The sequence below is a fragment of the Micromonospora globbae genome, from assembly GCF_036184225.1.
GTDB classification, from domain to species: Bacteria; Actinomycetota; Actinomycetes; order Mycobacteriales; family Micromonosporaceae; genus Micromonospora; species Micromonospora globbae.
The window spans coordinates 6,258,761-6,275,582 of the sequence record NZ_CP108084.1; the positions used below are offsets into that span (position 1 = coordinate 6,258,761).

Genomic DNA, 16,822 nt, shown 5'->3' on the forward strand with positions numbered 1-16,822 from the left:
GAGCGCCGGTACGGGGAGGCGGAGCTGTGGTGGCGAGGAGGTCCCTGGGCCGGCAGTTCGGGTGGTTGTGGGCGGCCTACGCCGTCAGCGCGTACGGCTCCGGGCTGGGGTTCGGCGCCCTGCCGCTGATCGCCGTGCTGCTGTTGGACGCCAGTCCCGCTCAGGTGTCCGCGTTGTCGGCGGTGGGGCCGGCGGTGGGCGCGCTCATCGCGGTACCGCTCGCGCCGTGGGTGGAGTTCCGCCGCAAGCGGCCGGTGATGATCGCGATGGACGTGGTCCGGTTCGCGGCCATGATGACGGTCCCGATCGCGTACGCGTTCGGGCTGCTCGGTTTCGTCCAGTTGCTGGTCGTCTCGGCGGTGGTCGCCGCCGCCAGGATCGCCTTCAACGCGGCCGGCGGCGCGTACCTCAAGACGCTCGTGCGTCGGGACGACCTGCTCGTGGCCAACGCCCGGTTCGAGTCGGCGACGTGGAGTTCCATCGCGGTCGGGCCACCGCTGGGCGGCGCGGCGATCGGTCTGTTCGGGCCGGTGACGACCGTGCTGGCCGACGCGTTCAGCTACCTGTTCTCCGCCCTGGGCATCGCCGCGATCCGGGGCAGGGAGGACCGGCCGCGGCGCACGGGGACGAGCCGGGTCCGGGTCGGTGAGTTGCTCGACGGTTGGCGGCACCTCCTGACCCATCCCGGCCTGCGGGCGCTCTACCTCAACCAGCTGCTCGTCAGCGGACTCATCATGGCCACCGAGCCGTTGCTGGCCGTACTCCTGCTCCGTGAGCTCGGGTTTCCACCGTGGCAGTACGGCCTCGCCTTCGCCCTTCCCTGCGTCGGCGGGCTCGTCGGCTCACGCCTCGCCCGCCGGGTCGTGGCGCGGCACGGCCGGCACCGGACGCTGCGGACGGTCGGCGCGCTGCGCGCGGTCTGGCTGATCGGCCTCGCCTTCGTCCAACCTGGAGTCGTCGGCCTCGTGACAGTGATCGCCGTCGAGTTCGCGATCATCGTGAACATGAGCCTGTACAACCCGGTGCTGGCCACCTATCGGCTCGAGAACACGCCCCGGGATCGCGTCGTCCGCACCCTGGCGGCCTGGTCGATCAGCAGCAGCGCCGCCATCGCCGTCCTCAGCGCCCTCGGCGGCCTGCTCGCCGCGGCCACCAGCCCGCGTACCGCCATCACGGTCGCGGGGTTGCTGATCCTGGCGAGCCCGCTCCTGCTACCGCGCCGGCGGGACGTCGCGCCGGCGCCCGACCGCGAGCCGGCGGCCCCCGGCGTCCGACCGGAGACGGTTGCCGGACGGTAGCGCGGCCGGACCCTGGCAGCGGACGCGGGGCCGCGCCGGCTTCGCCAGTGCGGTCGCCCGGCTACGCCAGCGCCTGCCGGGCGGCCTCGCCCATCGGGTCGTCGCGGGTGGGCAGCCGCTCGATGGTCGGCAGCACCTCCTCCCGGAAGACGCCGTGCAGCCGGCGCAGTTCCGCCGCCGGATGCTCGGCGTCGTCGACCCGCACGTCCCAGATCGGGTACGGCTCGTCGCCGATGACGGTCACGGAGGCCGACCGCGCGCCCTGCCGGTCACCGCCGGCCTCCTCGCCAGCCTCGATCGCGCGCACGAGCCGCTCCGCCAGGTCGAGTTCCCGGCTCTCCTCGAACACCCGGACGATCTCCGCGAGGGTCTCGGGGCCCACCAGCCGGTTGCCCTGCGCCGCGTAACCCGGCCCGGTGTGGTGGCCCGCCCAGTGCCGGGCACGGGAGCCGGTGAAGGCGTACGCGCGACCCTGGCGATCGACCATGCCGACCTGCCGTACCTCCCGACCCGGATCCCGGGCCAGCAGCACGGTCAGGACGTCCTGCGGCGAGCGGCCCTCGTGGAGCAGCGGCAGGCCGTCGTAGGCCAGGAACGGGTTGGGGGTGGCCTGGGTCGCGACCGCGCCACCGTCGGCGTGCACGTGCGCGACCAACTTGCCGACCGCTGGTCTGGCCGTGAGGGCTCCCACCCCGAGCTGGCCCGTACGCGGGCAGCGTGCGGCGATCGAGAAGGTCACGGCCGGCGGGTACCCGGAGGGACGCCGGGCATGCCCCGCCCCGACGTGCGCCGGAGCGGGGCATGCCGGGCGCCGGGCAACGGGAACGCGCGGAACCAGGGGAGCGGGGGACGGCGCCGGACAGACGCGAAGAAGCGCCGGACACCGTGAACGACCGGACACGGGGAGGCGAACAGTGTCGGGTTGGCGCGGGGTCCAGCGTGGAATGGCTGAATTGCCCCCGACGTCCCTCTGGTCCTCTTGCGTCAGGCAGGTATGGTGGTCGATGTCCCGGTCGCGGTGCGGGCGACCGAGGCAGTCCGAGACGTGACACAGAGTGATCACACGCGGCTGTTCGAAGGTCGGGCGAGCCGTGGAGGCGAAATGTGCCGTACGTCGTATCAGGCACCCGATGAACCCTGCTCCCGGCACATCAGGCCCTTGATCTGGCCCTGCTCGGCGGGAGTCGTGGCCTGATCGGCGGAACCTCGTCACCGGCACGGCCCTGCCGTGCCCGCACGGCTTTTCTGGTCACCGGCCGTGTGGCACGATCGTGGAACCTCCACCATCCCTGTGACACTTCCCCGACAGGAGCAAACATGTCTGGTCGAAAGCGGGGCCGGCTGCTTGGCTCGTTCCTGGTGCTCGCTGCACTGGCCGCCGGCGTCTTCGTAGGCGACGTCTGGGGCGGGCAGGTGCACACAATGGACGTCATCTGGAACATGGACGTCATCTGGAACGCGCCGGTGCTTCCCTGACCCGAGGGTCAACTGCACCACGATGTGAACCAGCGGGGCCGGTGAGGGGGGCGGCATGGCGGGTCAAGGCCGCGCTGGCTCCCGCACGACGGAGCACGCCTGGCTGATCACCGGGCCGATGGCGTTGTTCGCCGTCGTCTGTTCGACGATCGTCGCCCTCGTCGTCCGGGAGCCGTTCGGTGACTGGCCGATGGCGGCGCTGCTCCTGGCGGCCATGGTGGCCGCCGGGCTGCCGGTGCTCAACTTCACCGTGCGGCGTCACTCCGTCGGCGTGACCCTCACCGAGATCCCGCTGGTTCTCGCGTTCTACCTGCTCCGGCCGCTCACCGTCGTCGTCATCTACACGCTCGCGGCCATCATCACGCACCATCGCCACCGGCTGGGCGCCACCAAGTTCTGGTTCAACGTCGCCCGGGCCGCGGCCGGGTCGTCCCTGGCGGTGCTGGTGCTGCAGGCACTTCCGCCCGTGCAGGGGGTCGGTCCCGGCACCTGGCTGATCCTGTTCGCGGCGGCCAGCATGGTGAACCTGGTCAGCATCGTCTCCGTGGCGGGGGTCCACACCCTGCTCCAGGGCTGGCAGGCGGGGCGGGAGGCGATCCGGAAGACCCCGCTCGCACTGCTCACCGCGGCCATCAACATCGCCAGCGGCATGGTCGTGCTCATCCTCATCGCGGAGACGTGGTGGTCCGTGGTGCTGCTGGCGGCCCTCGTCGTCGCGCTGGCGCTCGTCTACCGCGCGTACGCGCAGTTCTTCCGGCAGCACCGCACGCTCGCCGACATGTACGAGCTGAGCCGGGCGATCGCCGAGAGCGGGCAGGACGGCACCCTGGCCGACGCCCTTCTCGGGCGGGTGCGGACGCTGATGCAGGCGGAGTACGCCACGCTCTGGCTGCCCGCGCAGGGCCGGCACCCGGAGGTGCTGCTGACCGCGCGCAACGGCGACTCCGGTCTGCTGGACCTCGCCAAGACTCCCGCCTCGGTGCGGCAGCGGGCCCGGGCGCAGGGCCGCGCCGTCACCGTCGGGCGTGGCATGACCAGCGACCCCGATCTGCGTGCCGACCTGTCCGTCCAGCGGATCAAGGACGTGATCGTCCTGCCGCTGCGCTCCGGCCAGGCGGTCATCGGCACGCTGGAGGTGGCGAACCGCCTCGGCGACAGCAACTACTTCGTCCGCAACGACGTGCCCGTCTTCGAGACGGTGGCCGCGCACGCCGCTGTCGCGCTGGAGAACTCGCGGCTCGTCGACCGGCTGCGGCACGACGCGTACCACGACACGCTGACCAAGCTGCCCAACCGGCGGCGGATCACGAGCGCCCTCGACGAGTCCGTGAAGATCCGGGCGCCGGGGGAGGTCGTGGCGCTGCTCCTCTTCGACGTCGACGGCCTGCGCCAGGTCAACGAGTCGCTCGGCCACGCCGCCGGTGACAAGGTTCTCGTCGAGGTGGCCGACCGACTCCGCGCGTCGGCGCCGTCCTCCGCACTCGTGGGGCGGGCCGGTGGCGACGAGTTCCTGGTGACCATGCGGCTGGAGAGCGCCGAGGCGGCCGTGGACCTGGCCGCCCAGCTGCGCGAGCAGATCCGCGACGAGATGGTCTTCGACGCGCTCACCCTGGACGTGGACACCGCCGTGGGCGTCGCCGTGCACCCGGACCACGGCAGCGACGCCGCGACGCTGCTGCAACGGGTCGACCTGGCCGCCATGGCGGCGAAGTCGGTGCCGGGCAGCGTCCAGCTCTTCAACCCGGGCCTGGAGTCGCGGTCGCTGCGCCGGCTCGGGCTCGCCGGCGACCTGCGCCGGGCGCTGGACGAGGGGAAGCTGGAGATCTACTTCCAGCCCAAGGTCACGCTGCGGGACCGGCGGCTCGTCGGCGTCGAGTGCCTGGCCCGCTGGGAGCATCCGACGCACGGCACCGTGGCCCCGGAGGACTTCGTGGCGGTGGCCGAGCACACCGGCCAGCTCAGCCGCCTCACCGAGATCGTGCTGCGCGAGGGCCTGCGGCGCAGCCGGGACTGGGCCCAGGCCGAGCAGCCGCTCTCCGTGGCCGTCAACCTCAGCCCGCGTACGCTCACCGACCAGCACTTCCCCGACCGCGTCCAGGACCTGCTCACCGAGTACGGTGTGCCGCCGCAGCGGCTCACCCTGGAGATCACCGAGGCGGGGGTGCTGGACGGGACGGACCGCCCCGTGCCCACCCTGCGTCGGCTGCGCGATCTGGGCGTACGGCTGTCGGTGGACGACTTCGGCACCGGAGACTCGTCCCTGGCCCACCTGCGGCGGCTGCCGGTGCACGAGGTGAAGGTCGACCGGTCCTTCGTGCAGGGGATGGCCACCGATCCGGGCGACCTGGCGATCGTCAACGCCGTGGTGACGCTCTCGCAGCAGTTCGGCCTGGCGGTGGTGGCCGAGGGCGTGGAGAGCGAGCTGACGCTGGAGCTTCTCCAGGACATCGGGTGCGAGATCGGGCAGGGATTCCTGTTCAGCCGGCCGCTGCCGTACGAGCGGCTGGAGGCCTGGTTCGGCGCCCAGGTGGACCCCGAAACGATCTCGGGAGCGGAGCTTCCGCGCCTGCGCGTCGTGCCCTGACCTGCACCGACGCCGCGGCGGGGGATCCGATTTCGCGTGCGGGGTGCAGCCGTGTACTCTTACCTCTGCGCGCCCCACGGGGAGATCGCGCAGGCCCCCTTAGCTCAGTCGGCAGAGCGTCTCCATGGTAAGGAGAAGGTCTACGGTTCGATTCCGTAAGGGGGCTCGAGGGTCAGCTGGACCCACCACGGCGGTGTAGCTCAGATGGCAGAGCAAGCGGCTCATAATCGCTGTGTCGCCGGTTCAAGTCCGGCCACCGCTACTCTCGTCCTCCGGGCGTGTTCCCGGTGGTCAGTGGGAGGGGCGCCACAGGCGCCCACTTTGCATGTCCGCGTCATCAGCACGTACGCTGATGCGCTGTAGTTCTAACCGTTAGCGAGGAAGGCGCTCCGCCGTGGCGAAGGCGACCGATGTCCGGCCGAAGATCACTTTGGCGTGTGTGGAGTGCAAGGAGCGCAACTACATCACGCGCAAGAACCGCCGTAACGACCCGGACCGCATCGAGCTGAAGAAGTTCTGCCCCCGGGACGGTCGGCACACCCTCCACCGCGAGACGCGCTGACCTCCGGCCGGCACCGCCCGGCCACCTGTACGCTTCACCGATCGCCGATCTGACCGGTCCGGCGCGGCATCCGCCCGCCACCGACCGCGCAGATCGGCGATCGTGCTTTGCGTGTAGTTTCGCGGCATGTCCCTGGACCCGTCCTACGTCGGCCGGACGTACCCGCCGACCGCCCCCTACCAGGTGGGCCGAGAGAAGATCCGCGAGTTCGCCACCGCCATCGGCGCCACCGATCCGGCCCACCACGACCCCGAGGCCGCCCGGGCGCTCGGCCACCCCGACGTGGTGGCCCCGCCCACCTTCCCCTTCGTGGTGACCATGGCCGCCACCCAGCAGATCGTCGAGGACCCGGCGTTGGGCGTCGACTACAGCCGCGTGGTGCACGGCGACCAGCGGTTCGCGTACACCCGGCCGGTGGTGGCCGGCGACGAGCTGGTCTGCGTGAGCACCATCGAGGACATCACCACCCGGGGCGGGCACGGCTTCCTGACCACCCGCACCGACATCACCACCGCCGCCGGGGAGCCGGTGGTGGCGGTCTGGTCCAAGCTCGTCGTACGTGGGGAGGCCTGACGTGGAGCTGCCAGCCAGGACGTTCCGGGTGACCCGCGCGGACCTGGTCCGCTACGCGGGCGCCTCGGGCGACTTCAACCCGATCCACTGGAGCGACCGGATCGCGACGAAGGTCGGCCTGCCCGGGGTGATCGCCCACGGCATGTTCACCATGGCCCTGGTCGGGCGGGCGGTGACCGAGTGGGCCGGCGCTCCGGACGCGGTGGTCGACTACGGCGTCCGGTTCACCCGGCCCGTCGTGGTGCCCGACGACGACCAGGGCACCGAGATCGAGGTGGCCGCGGTGGTCCGCGAGGTCACCGAGGACGGCCTCACCCGGCTCGACATCACGGCCACGTGCGGGGGCGAGAAGGTGCTCTCCCAGGCCCGGGCGACCGTGCGCACGGCCCGCTGACCGCGACCCGACGCGCGATGGGGGTGGACCGGTTGGGAAAGTCGGGTGCCTACCCGTACACTGGTCCGCCGTGGGGCAAGTGACCCCTGCTCGGCCGCGTGCGGTCGGGCGGGGCGAGCGTTGCCGCACAGGGGTGTAGCTCAATTGGCAGAGCAGCGGTCTCCAAAACCGCAGGCTGCAGGTTCAAGTCCTGTCACCCCTGCGCCTCAGGCCTGACCGTTCCCGTGGGTCGCGTCGCCGAGAAGGTGGCGTACGGCCCGTGGTGGTGGCATCGGCGGGGTGGCTCGGAGGCATCGGGCCGCCGGCCGATCCGCCGGCCGCGGCCCGTCGCGGGACGGTTGGTCCGGCCGGCGCGACCAGCGCCGCGCACGCCCCCGGGCGTGCGAACCCGAGATTCCCGCGACGGAGGGCGAAGTGGCCGAGAGCAAGCGGCGCGGCGAGGACGCCGGCGACGATCGTCTGCACGACGAGACCGTCGACGACGTTGCCGACGACGACGCCACCGGCGCGGACGAGCCGGTTTCCCGCGGCGGCACCGCGACGCGGTCCCGTGCCCGCGCCGAGTCGGCGGACAAGCCGAAGACCCGGACGGAGACCGACCGGGTGGGCCTGTTCGGCCGCATCGCCCGGTTCTTCCGCGAGGTCGTGGCCGAACTGCGTAAGGTCATCTGGCCGACCCGCAAGGAGTTGCTGACCTACACGGCCGTGGTGGTCACCTTCGTCGCGGTGGTGCTGACGATCGTGGCTGTCCTGGACTACGGCTTCGCCAAGGGCGTGCTGTGGGTCTTCGGCAACCCCAGCTGAGCGGCTGTACCAGCCGATAGTGACGGAAGTGAGCGAGCGTGCCTGAGTACGACGAGACCGCCGAGCCCGCGGACGAGCAGTCCACGGTGGCGACGGCGGCGAACGACGAGTCGGTCGAGGCCGCCAGCGACCCGGAAATCCCGACCACCGAGGCGTCGGACGAGGAGTTCGACCCGGTCGCCGAGCTACGCCAGAAGCTGCGCTACGCGCCGGGCGACTGGTACGTGGTGCACTCCTACGCCGGCTACGAGAACAAGGTCAAGACCAACCTCGAGACCCGCATCACGAGCCTCGACATGGAGGACTACATCTACCAGGTCGAGGTGCCGACCCGGGAAGAGGTCGAGGTCAAGAACGGCAAGCGGTCACAGGTCCAGGCGAAGGTCTTCCCGGGCTACATCCTGGTCCGGATGGAGCTGACCGCCGAGTCCTACTCCTGCGTGCGCAACACCCCGGGGGTCACCGGCTTCGTGGGGGCGACCGACCGGGCCGACCGTCCGGCGCCGCTCTCCCTCGACGAGGTGCTCAAGTGGCTGGCCCCGGCGGTGGAGACCGAGCAGAAGAAGGCGAAGCCGGAGGTCAAGGTCCTCGACTTCGAGGTCGGCGACTCGGTCACCGTCACCGACGGCGCCTTCGCGTCGCTGCCGGCGACGATCAGCGAGATCAACGCCGACCAGCAGAAGCTCAAGGTGCTGGTGTCGATCTTCGGCCGGGAGACGCCGGTCGAGCTGAACTTCAACCAGGTCGCCAAGATCTGATCCGGCCGCCGGTGGTGGGAGAGCCTTCCCGCCGCCGGCGCGGCCGTTTCCGCTCGACCTCGCCGGTCGGGCGGAACCGGGCCTGCGCTACCCTTGAACGTCGCTGCCTCGCGCCGCGCTGACCGTGCGCCCGCAGGGCGGTGCCAGCGAGCACCAATCCCAGTTCCAAGCCCCAGGAAGAGACATGCCTCCGAAGAAGAAGCTCGTCAAGACGTTCACGCTTCAGCTGCCGGCGGGCCAGGCCACCCCGGCGCCGCCGGTGGGCCCCGCGCTCGGTCAGCACGGCGTGAACATCATGGAGTTCTGCAAGTCCTACAACGCGCAGACCGAGTCGCAGCGGGGCGACATCGTCCCCGCCGAGATCAGCGTGTACGAGGACCGGTCCTTCACCTTCGTGCTGAAGACCCCGCCCGCCGCCCGGCTGCTGATCAAGGCCGCCGGCGTGCAGAAGGGCTCGGGCGTGCCGCAGCGCGACAAGGTCGGCTCGGTGAGCCGCGCCCAGCTGCGGGAGATCGCCGAGCGGAAGATGGCCGACCTCAACGCCAACGACCTCGACCACGCCGAGCGGATCATCGCCGGTACCGCCCGCTCGATGGGCATCACCGTCACCGACTGATCCCGGCCCGCACCGACCCGTACGGATCGTGGGAGGGCGCGCACACGGCGCGGCCCGCCAGAGACCACAGGAGTAACCAAGACATGCAGCGCAGCAAGAGCTACCGCAAGGCCGCCGAGCTCATCGACCGGTCCAAGCTCTACACCCCCGCCGAGGCCGTGAAGCTGGCCAAGGAGACCACCTCCGTCAAGTTCGACGCCACGGTCGAGGTCGCGATGCGCCTCGGCGTCGACCCCCGCAAGGCGGACCAGATGGTCCGCGGCACGGTCAACCTGCCGCACGGCACCGGCAAGACCGCCCGCGTGATCGTGTTCGCCGCCGGCGCGAAGGCCGAGGAGGCCGCCGCCGCGGGTGCCGACGAGGTGGGCACCGACGAGCTGGTCGCCCGGATCCAGGGCGGGTGGCTCGAGTTCGACGCGGCGATCGCCACGCCGGACCAGATGGCCAAGATCGGCCGGATCGCGCGGATCCTGGGCCCGCGCGGTCTCATGCCGAACCCGAAGACCGGCACGGTGACCATGGACGTCGCCAAGGCGGTGCAGGACATCAAGGGCGGCAAGATCACCTTCCGGGTGGACAAGCACTCCAACCTGCACCTGATCATCGGCAAGGCCTCGTTCAGCGAGGCCCAGCTGATCGACAACTACGCGGCGGTGCTGGACGAGGTGCTGCGGGCCAAGCCGTCGGCGGCCAAGGGCAAGTACCTCAAGAAGGTCACCCTCACCACCACCATGGGCCCGGGCGTCCCGGTCGACCCGAACGTGGTGAAGAACCTCCAGGAGGCCTCGGCCGAGAGCTGAGCCCCTCCCGCGTCACAGGGCGCCGCCACGACCGTGGCGGCGCCCTGTCGCGTCTGTGATGTGGCAGGCTCGTCGCATGCGGCTGGAGAACGTCTGGCTGCGGTACCACCGGCGGGGGTCGTGGGTGCTGCGGGGTGCGGACGCGGAACTCGGTGCGGGCGAGGTGGCGGTCGTGCTCGGCCGCAACGGGGTCGGGAAGTCGACCCTGCTCCAGGTGGCCGCCGGAGTGATCCGGCCGGGCCGGGGGCGGGTGACGGGGCGGCCGGCCCGGGTCGGTTGGGTTCCCGAGCGGTTCCCCGCCGACCAGCCCTTCACGGTGGCGCACTACCTCACCGCGATGGGCCGGATGGCCGGGCTGCCCCCGTCCGAGGCCGGCCGCGCCGTGGACACCTGGGTCGAGCGGCTCGGCCTCGCCCGGTTCCGCCGGGTCCGCCTGCCCGAGCTGTCGAAGGGGACGGCCCAGAAGGTCGGCCTGGCCCAGGCCATGCTCCGCCGACCCGGCCTGCTCGTCCTTGACGAGCCGTGGGAGGGGCTGGACGCCACCGCCCGCGAGCTGGTCCCCGAACTCGTCGACGAGGTGCTGACGGCCGGAGGGTCGGTGCTGGTCAGCGACCACCGGGGTGAGGTCGCCCGGCTGCCCGGCGCGCGCCGGTGGTCGGTGGCCGACGGTGTGGTGACCGAGGAGGCGCCGAGCGGGGGAGCCGGGTTCGCCGTGGTCGAGGTGGAGGTGGCCGCCGCGCGGGTGGCCGGCACCGTCGCCCGCCTGCGGGCCGAGGGCCACCGGGTGCTGGGCGTACGCCCCGGCGGTGAGCCGCCGGACGACCCCGTGCCGCCGGATGGGGGGCGCCCCGACGTCCGGGAGCCCGTGCCGGGTGCCCGCCCGGCGGATCCGGCGGACGAGGTGGTCCGGTGACCGCGCTGCTCCGGCTCCGGCTGGCCGGGTTCCTGCGTACCGGGCGGGCGGTGGCGCCGCTGCTCGCCGGGCTGGTCGTCCTCGGCACCCTCTACGGCGGCGGGCGGGCACAGGCCGGTGAGGCGTACGGCGTCTCGGCGGTGGTCCTGTTCCCGGTGCTCGCCTGGCAGACCAAGGTGCTGCTGGACGCGGAGCCGGACGGGCAGCGTCGGCTCGCCCAGGTGACGGTCGGCGCCCGGCGCGAGCGGATCGCCGGGCTGCTCGCCGCCGTGGTGGCGGCACTCGGCACGGTCGCCGTCGCGCTGGTCTTCCCGTGGCTGGTCGGCGGTGTCACCGGCCCGGTCGAGCCGGGCGACCGGTCGATCGCCGTCGGTCTGCTCCTCGGGCTGTGGGCGCACCTGCTGGCCGTACCCCCGGCGGTGCTGCTCGGGGCGCTCGCGAGCCGCGCCTGCACGGGCAGTGCCGGGTACGGCGTCGCGGTGCTGGCCCTCGGCGGGGTCGGCGCGGTCGTGCTCGGCCTGAGCGGCTCGGCGGTGCCCTGGCTGGCGCCCCCGATCATGGCGACCGCCCGAGCCACTGCCGGGGCGCTCCCGGCGACGACCGCGGCGCTGCTCACCGTCTGGGCGATGGCCTGGAGCGCCGTGGCCCTGGCCGGCTACGTCTGGTGGCGCCGGTCGCGCATGTGAGCCGGCGCACAGCACGGGGGCGGTTTGGCGCTTCCGGTGCGGGTCGCGTAACCTTGGCGCGAAGTTCCACCCAGAGACCGCTGGTCACCGTGCCTCGGCACGGTCGAAGGTCCCGCGACGACGGGCGACCCGCGCAGGGCGGCAAGCGAAAATCGGCAGTGCAGCACGGCCCGCCGACCGTGCCCGCGTCGCCGGCCCTCGCCCCGTGCGCCCCGCGCCGGGGCTTTTCTCGTTGTCGCGCTTCCTGAGCCGCCGTCGTGAGCGCCCGTTCCCGACGGCGACCAGCCTCGAGCAACGAGAGAGGAGGGACATGGCGGACAAGCCGATCCGGGCCGACAAGGCCACGGCCGTCGCGGAGCTGACCGAGAGCTTCCGCAACGCGGGCGCCACGGTGCTGACCGAGTACCGCGGTCTGACGGTTTCCCAGCTCACGCAGCTGCGACGCTCGCTCGGCAAGGAGACCACCTACACGGTCGCGAAGAACACGCTGGCCAAGCGTGCCGCGTCCGAGGCGGGCATCTCCGGCCTCGACGAGCTGTTCACCGGTCCTACCGCGCTGACTTTCGTTTCGGGCGACGTCGTCGAGGCGGCGAAGGGGCTTCGCGACTTCGCGAAGGCCAACCCGAAGCTCGTCATCAAGGGCGGCGTCTTCGAGGGCAAGGCCATTTCCGCGGCCGAGGTCACGAAGCTCGCCGACCTGGAGTCCCGCGAGGTGCTGCTGGCCAAGCTGGCCGGCGCCATGAAGGGCAACCTGAGCAAGGCCGCGGCCCTGTTCCAGGCCCCGCTCTCCAAGGCCGCCCGTGCGGCGGCCGCCTTGGCGGAGAAGCGCGAGAAGGAGGGCGCCGAGGCGGCCTGAGCCTCCCGGTGCCCGTTCAGTCTTAGTAACTCAAGTTGGAAAGGACGCCAGACATGGCGAAGCTCAGCACCGAAGAGCTGCTCGACGCGTTCAAGGAGATGACGCTGATCGAGCTCTCCGAGTTCGTGAAGCAGTTCGAGGAGACCTTCGAGGTCACCGCCGCCGCCCCGGTCGCCGTGGCCGCGGGTGCCCCGGCCGCCGGCGGTGCCGCCGCCCCGGCCGAGGAGGAGAAGGACGAGTTCGACGTCATCCTCGACGCCGACGGTGGCAAGAAGATCCAGGTCATCAAGGTCGTGCGTGAGCTGACCGGCCTGGGCCTCAAGGAGGCCAAGGACCTGGTCGAGGGCGCGCCGAAGCCGGTCCTGGAGAAGGTCAACAAGGAGACCGCCGACAAGGCCAAGGCCAAGCTCGAGGGTGAGGGCGCCAAGGTCACCCTCAAGTGACCTGAGGCTCCACCTGCGCGTGTCCGGCTCACGTGAGCCGGGGCACACACCGCGCCACAGCGGGCGGCGATCCGACAGCGGGTCGCCGCCCGCCGCGTTGGTGACCCCGGCGGCAGCGCGCCTGAGCTGGGCGTCCACGCGCAGGGCGGGGCCGGCGTGCGACGGGTCGCCGGGCCGGACGGGCGGGAAAGACGCGGCGACCCGGAGGCCGGGCCTTGACGCGGCACCGGGCTGCCAGGCACGCTGACACCAGCAAGACCTTCCGCGCTTGCGACGGCCACCAGGCGGGTATTGCAGCGGCGGCACCATCGTCCGCGGCACCCGAGCGGCCCAGCGGGAACATTGCGTTCCGAGCGGCCCGGTCGACCCGGTTTCCGGGGTCCCGGAGCACGTTCCGCAATGACCTGTGGGGGTGGGCTGGACAGCGGTTAGCCTCTCGGCTACACTGCTAGTTTGCGCTGCCTTCCGACTTGACCCCTGCTCGGAAATGTCCGTTTCCGGATATTTCTGGTGGGGTCATTGGAGTGCACGCGTACCAGCCGTTCTGCAGCACCGGTCCTCGGAAGGACGCATCTTGGCAGCTTCCCGCCCTGCGAAGACCAGTCGTACGTCGAGCGCATTCGCTCCCCGCCGAGTTTCTTTCGGCAGGATCACCGAACACCTCGAGGTCCCCAACCTCCTCGCCATCCAGACCGAGTCCTTCGACTGGCTGATCGGCAACGAGGCTTGGCAGGGCCGGTCGGCGGACGACCCGCACGCACGCTCGGGTCTCGCGGAGATCCTCGACGAGATCAGTCCCATTGAGGACTTCTCCGGCACCATGTCGCTCTCCTTCTCGTCCCCGCGCTTCGACGAGGTCAAGGCCTCGATCGAGGAGTGCAAGGAGAAGGACCTCACGTACTGCGCCCCGCTCTTCGTGACCGCGGAGTTCACCAACAACACCACTGGCGAGATCAAGAGCCAGACGGTGTTCATGGGTGACTTCCCGATGATGACGCCGAAGGGCACCTTCATCATCAACGGCACCGAGCGCGTCGTGGTGAGCCAGCTCGTCCGGTCCCCGGGCGTCTACTTCGACAAGCAGCCGGACAAGACCTCCGACCGCGACCTCTCCAGCGTCAAGGTCATCCCGAGCCGGGGTGCCTGGCTGGAGTTCGACATCGACAAGCGCGACACGGTCGGCGTCCGCATCGACCGCAAGCGCCGGCAGGCCGTCACGGTCCTGCTCAAGGCCATCGGTTGGTCCAACGAGCAGATCCGTGAGCGCTTCGGCTGGTCCGAGCTCATGATGACCACGCTCGAGAAGGACCACATCGCCGGCCAGGACGAGGCGCTGCTCGACATCTACCGCAAGCTGCGCCCCGGCGAGCCGCCGACGCGTGAGAACGCGCAGACCCTGCTCGACAACCTCTTCTTCAACCCGAAGCGGTACGACCTGGCCAAGGTCGGCCGGTACAAGTTCAACAAGAAGCTCAACATCGACGTGCCGATCACCACCGGCACGCTGACCGAGGACGACATCGTCGCCACCGTGGAGTACCTGTGCCGGCTGCACGCCGGTGAGGACGGCTACGAGGCCGACGACATCGACCACTTCGGCAACCGGCGCCTGCGCACGGTGGGCGAGCTGATCCAGAACCAGGTCCGGGTCGGCCTGTCCCGCATGGAGCGGGTCGTCCGGGAGCGGATGACCACCCAGGACGTCGAGGCGATCACGCCGCAGACCCTGATCAACATCCGCCCGGTCGTGGCGGCGATCAAGGAGTTCTTCGGCACGTCGCAGCTGTCCCAGTTCATGGACCAGACCAACCCGCTGGCGGGCCTCACCCACCGGCGCCGGCTGAGCGCGCTCGGCCCGGGTGGTCTGTCCCGGGAGCGGGCCGGCTTCGAGGTCCGTGACGTGCACCCGTCCCACTACGGCCGGATGTGCCCGATCGAGACGCCGGAAGGCCCGAACATCGGTCTGATCGGTGCGCTCTCCACCTTCGCCCGGGTCAACCCGTTCGGCTTCATCGAGACGCCGTACCGGAAGGTCGTCGACGGTCGGGTCACCGACCAGATCGACTACCTGACCGCGGACGAGGAGGACCGGTACGTCAAGGCGCAGGCCAACGCGCCGCTGAAGTCCGACGGCTCGTTCGCCGAGGACCGCGTCCTGGTCCGCCGTAAGGGCGGCGAGACGGAGGACGTCCCGCCGGAGGCCGTGGACTACATGGACGTGTCGCCGCGGCAGATGACCTCGGTCGCCACGGCGATGATCCCGTTCCTCGAGCACGACGACGCCAACCGGGCGCTCATGGGCGCGAACATGCAGCGCCAGGCGGTGCCGCTGGTCAAGGCCGAGGCGCCGCTGGTCGGCACCGGCATGGAGTACCGGGCGGCCGTGGACGCCGGTGACGTGGTGGTTGCCGAGGTCGGCGGTGTCGTCGAGGACCTCTGCGCCGACTACATCACCGTCCACCAGGACGACGGCCACCGCCGGACGTACCTGCTGCACAAGTTCCGCCGCTCCAACGCCGGCTCCTGCGTCAACCAGAAGCCGGTCGTCTTCGAGGGCGACCGCGTCGAGGCCGGCCAGGTCATCGCCGACGGTCCGTGCACCGACGAGGGCGAGATGGCGCTCGGGCGCAACCTGCTTGTGGCGTTCATGACCTGGGAGGGCCACAACTACGAGGACGCGATCATCCTGTCGCAGCGCCTCGTGCAGCAGGACGTGCTCACCTCGATCCACATCGAGGAGCACGAGGTCGACGCCCGGGACACCAAGCTCGGCCCGGAGGAGATCACCCGCGACATCCCGAACGTCAGCGAGGAGATGCTCGCCGACCTCGACGAGCGCGGCATCATCCGGATCGGCGCCGAGGTCGTCCCCGGCGACATCCTGGTCGGCAAGGTCACCCCGAAGGGTGAGACCGAGCTGACCCCGGAGGAGCGGCTGCTCCGCGCGATCTTCGGCGAGAAGGCGCGCGAGGTCCGGGACACCTCGCTGAAGGTGCCGCACGGTGAGACCGGCACGGTCATCGGCGTGCGTACCTTCTCCCGCGAGGACGGCGACGAGCTGCCTCCGGGCGTCAACGAGCTGGTCCGGGTCTACGTCGCCCAGAAGCGGAAGATCCAGGACGGCGACAAGCTCGCCGGCCGTCACGGCAACAAGGGCGTCATCTCCAAGATCCTCCCGATCGAGGACATGCCGTTCCTCGAGGACGGCACCCCGGTCGACATCGTGCTCAACCCGCTGGGTGTGCCGAGCCGGATGAACATCGGCCAGGTGCTGGAGACGCACCTCGGCTGGGTGGCCAAGACCGGCTGGAAGATCGAGGGCGAGGACGCCGAGTGGAAGCGGCAGCTCCAGGCGATCGGCGCCGACGAGTCCGAGCCGGACACCAACGTGGCCACCCCGGTCTTCGACGGTGCCCGCGAGGAGGAGATCGCCGGTCTGCTCGAGTCGACGCTGCCCAACCGCGACGGCCAGCAGCTGATCGGCCGCAGCGGCAAGGCGCGGCTGTTCGACGGCCGCTCCGGTGAGCCGCTGCCGGACCCGATCGCGGTCGGCTACATCTACATCCTGAAGCTCAACCACCTGGTCGACGACAAGATCCACGCTCGGTCGACCGGTCCGTACTCGATGATCACGCAGCAGCCGCTGGGTGGTAAGGCGCAGTTCGGTGGTCAGCGCTTCGGTGAGATGGAGTGCTGGGCGATGCAGGCGTACGGCGCCGCGTACGCCCTGCAGGAGCTGCTGACGATCAAGTCCGACGACGTTCTCGGCCGGGTGAAGGTCTACGAGGCCATCGTCAAGGGCGAGAACATCCCGGAGCCGGGCATCCCGGAGTCGTTCAAGGTGCTGCTCAAGGAGCTGCAGTCGCTGTGCCTCAACGTCGAGGTGCTCTCCAGCGACGGCGTGGCCCTCGAGATGCGCGAGACCGACGACGAGGTGTTCCGGGCCGCCGAGGAGCTGGGCATCGACCTGTCCCGGCGCGAGCCGAGCTCGGTCGAGGAAGTGTGACGTCGAGCCTCCGGGGGCGGGCGACCGCCCCCGGGGCCCGACCCCGATGAGCT

The 16,822-nt window shown here is 71.0% G+C and carries 16 protein-coding genes and 3 tRNA genes; 18 read left to right on the plus strand and 1 reads right to left on the minus strand.

The window, feature by feature from the left end; translation table 11 throughout:
- Positions 1–29: 29 nt before the first annotated feature.
- Positions 30–1,298 carry an MFS transporter gene (locus tag OG994_RS28645; RefSeq protein WP_328851565.1) on the plus strand — a complete coding sequence of 423 codons (1,269 nt, stop codon included), beginning with the start codon at positions 30–32 and terminating at the stop codon, positions 1,296–1,298.
- 61 nt (positions 1,299–1,359) lie between these two features.
- Here the strand turns inward: OG994_RS28645 and OG994_RS28650 are convergent, their stop codons facing one another.
- Complete coding sequence (locus tag OG994_RS28650; RefSeq protein WP_328851566.1) at positions 1,360–2,037, minus strand: DUF1028 domain-containing protein; 678 nt, start codon at positions 2,035–2,037, stop codon at positions 1,360–1,362.
- A 578-nt stretch (positions 2,038–2,615) separates the two neighbouring features.
- Between OG994_RS28650 and OG994_RS28655 the strand changes: the two genes are divergently transcribed.
- The 17 genes from OG994_RS28655 to rpoB all read left to right on the plus strand — a co-directional run bounded on the left by OG994_RS28655 (position 2,616) and on the right by rpoB (position 16,769).
- Positions 2,616–2,774: a hypothetical protein gene (locus OG994_RS28655; protein ID WP_158610137.1), complete on the plus strand. Its 159-nt coding sequence runs from the start codon at positions 2,616–2,618 to the stop codon at positions 2,772–2,774.
- 55 nt (positions 2,775–2,829) lie between these two features.
- Complete coding sequence (locus OG994_RS28660) at positions 2,830–5,358, plus strand: putative bifunctional diguanylate cyclase/phosphodiesterase (RefSeq protein WP_120330677.1); 2,529 nt, start codon at positions 2,830–2,832, stop codon at positions 5,356–5,358.
- A gap of 93 nt (positions 5,359–5,451) precedes the next feature.
- Positions 5,452–5,524, plus strand: a tRNA-Thr gene (locus OG994_RS28665).
- Positions 5,525–5,547: 23 nt separating this feature from the next.
- A tRNA-Met gene (locus OG994_RS28670) sits at positions 5,548–5,620 on the plus strand.
- Between the two features lie 132 nt (positions 5,621–5,752).
- Positions 5,753–5,920 (plus strand): 50S ribosomal protein L33, encoded by a 168-nt coding sequence (gene rpmG, locus OG994_RS28675; protein WP_093403583.1) that lies wholly within the window; start codon positions 5,753–5,755, stop codon positions 5,918–5,920.
- A 126-nt stretch (positions 5,921–6,046) separates the two neighbouring features.
- On the plus strand, positions 6,047–6,493 hold the full coding sequence (locus tag OG994_RS28680) for a MaoC family dehydratase N-terminal domain-containing protein (RefSeq protein WP_328851567.1): 447 nt from the start codon (positions 6,047–6,049) through the stop codon (positions 6,491–6,493).
- 1 nt (position 6,494) lies between these two features.
- A complete protein-coding gene (locus OG994_RS28685) occupies positions 6,495–6,887 on the plus strand; it encodes a MaoC family dehydratase (protein ID WP_328851568.1) in 393 nt (130 codons plus the stop codon).
- A gap of 129 nt (positions 6,888–7,016) precedes the next feature.
- Positions 7,017–7,089 (plus strand) — tRNA-Trp (locus OG994_RS28690).
- A gap of 212 nt (positions 7,090–7,301) precedes the next feature.
- Entirely contained in the window at positions 7,302–7,691 is a 390-nt protein-coding gene (gene secE / locus OG994_RS28695) for a preprotein translocase subunit SecE (protein WP_328851569.1), read from the plus strand.
- Between the two features lie 38 nt (positions 7,692–7,729).
- Positions 7,730–8,449, plus strand: coding sequence for a transcription termination/antitermination protein NusG (gene nusG, locus OG994_RS28700; RefSeq protein WP_328851570.1), 720 nt, complete (start codon positions 7,730–7,732; stop codon positions 8,447–8,449).
- A gap of 184 nt (positions 8,450–8,633) precedes the next feature.
- On the plus strand, positions 8,634–9,065 hold the full coding sequence (gene rplK, locus OG994_RS28705; RefSeq protein ID WP_120330672.1) for a 50S ribosomal protein L11: 432 nt from the start codon (positions 8,634–8,636) through the stop codon (positions 9,063–9,065).
- Between the two features lie 83 nt (positions 9,066–9,148).
- Positions 9,149–9,865, plus strand: a complete 717-nt coding sequence (gene rplA, locus OG994_RS28710; protein ID WP_120330671.1) for a 50S ribosomal protein L1 — start codon at positions 9,149–9,151, stop codon at positions 9,863–9,865.
- A 76-nt stretch (positions 9,866–9,941) separates the two neighbouring features.
- Positions 9,942–10,778, plus strand: a complete 837-nt coding sequence (locus OG994_RS28715; RefSeq protein WP_328851571.1) for an ABC transporter ATP-binding protein — start codon at positions 9,942–9,944, stop codon at positions 10,776–10,778.
- On the plus strand, positions 10,775–11,464 hold the full coding sequence (locus OG994_RS28720; protein ID WP_120330669.1) for a hypothetical protein: 690 nt from the start codon (positions 10,775–10,777) through the stop codon (positions 11,462–11,464). Before OG994_RS28715 ends, OG994_RS28720 begins: the two co-directional genes overlap by 4 nt.
- A 310-nt stretch (positions 11,465–11,774) precedes the next feature.
- Complete coding sequence (rplJ, locus tag OG994_RS28725; protein WP_120330668.1) at positions 11,775–12,320, plus strand: 50S ribosomal protein L10; 546 nt, start codon at positions 11,775–11,777, stop codon at positions 12,318–12,320.
- Between the two features lie 53 nt (positions 12,321–12,373).
- Positions 12,374–12,763, plus strand: coding sequence for a 50S ribosomal protein L7/L12 (gene rplL, locus OG994_RS28730; protein WP_120330667.1), 390 nt, complete (start codon positions 12,374–12,376; stop codon positions 12,761–12,763).
- Positions 12,764–13,337: 574 nt separating this feature from the next.
- Complete coding sequence (gene rpoB, locus OG994_RS28735) at positions 13,338–16,769, plus strand: DNA-directed RNA polymerase subunit beta (RefSeq protein WP_120330666.1); 3,432 nt, start codon at positions 13,338–13,340, stop codon at positions 16,767–16,769.
- The last annotated feature ends 53 nt before the right edge of the window (positions 16,770–16,822 follow it).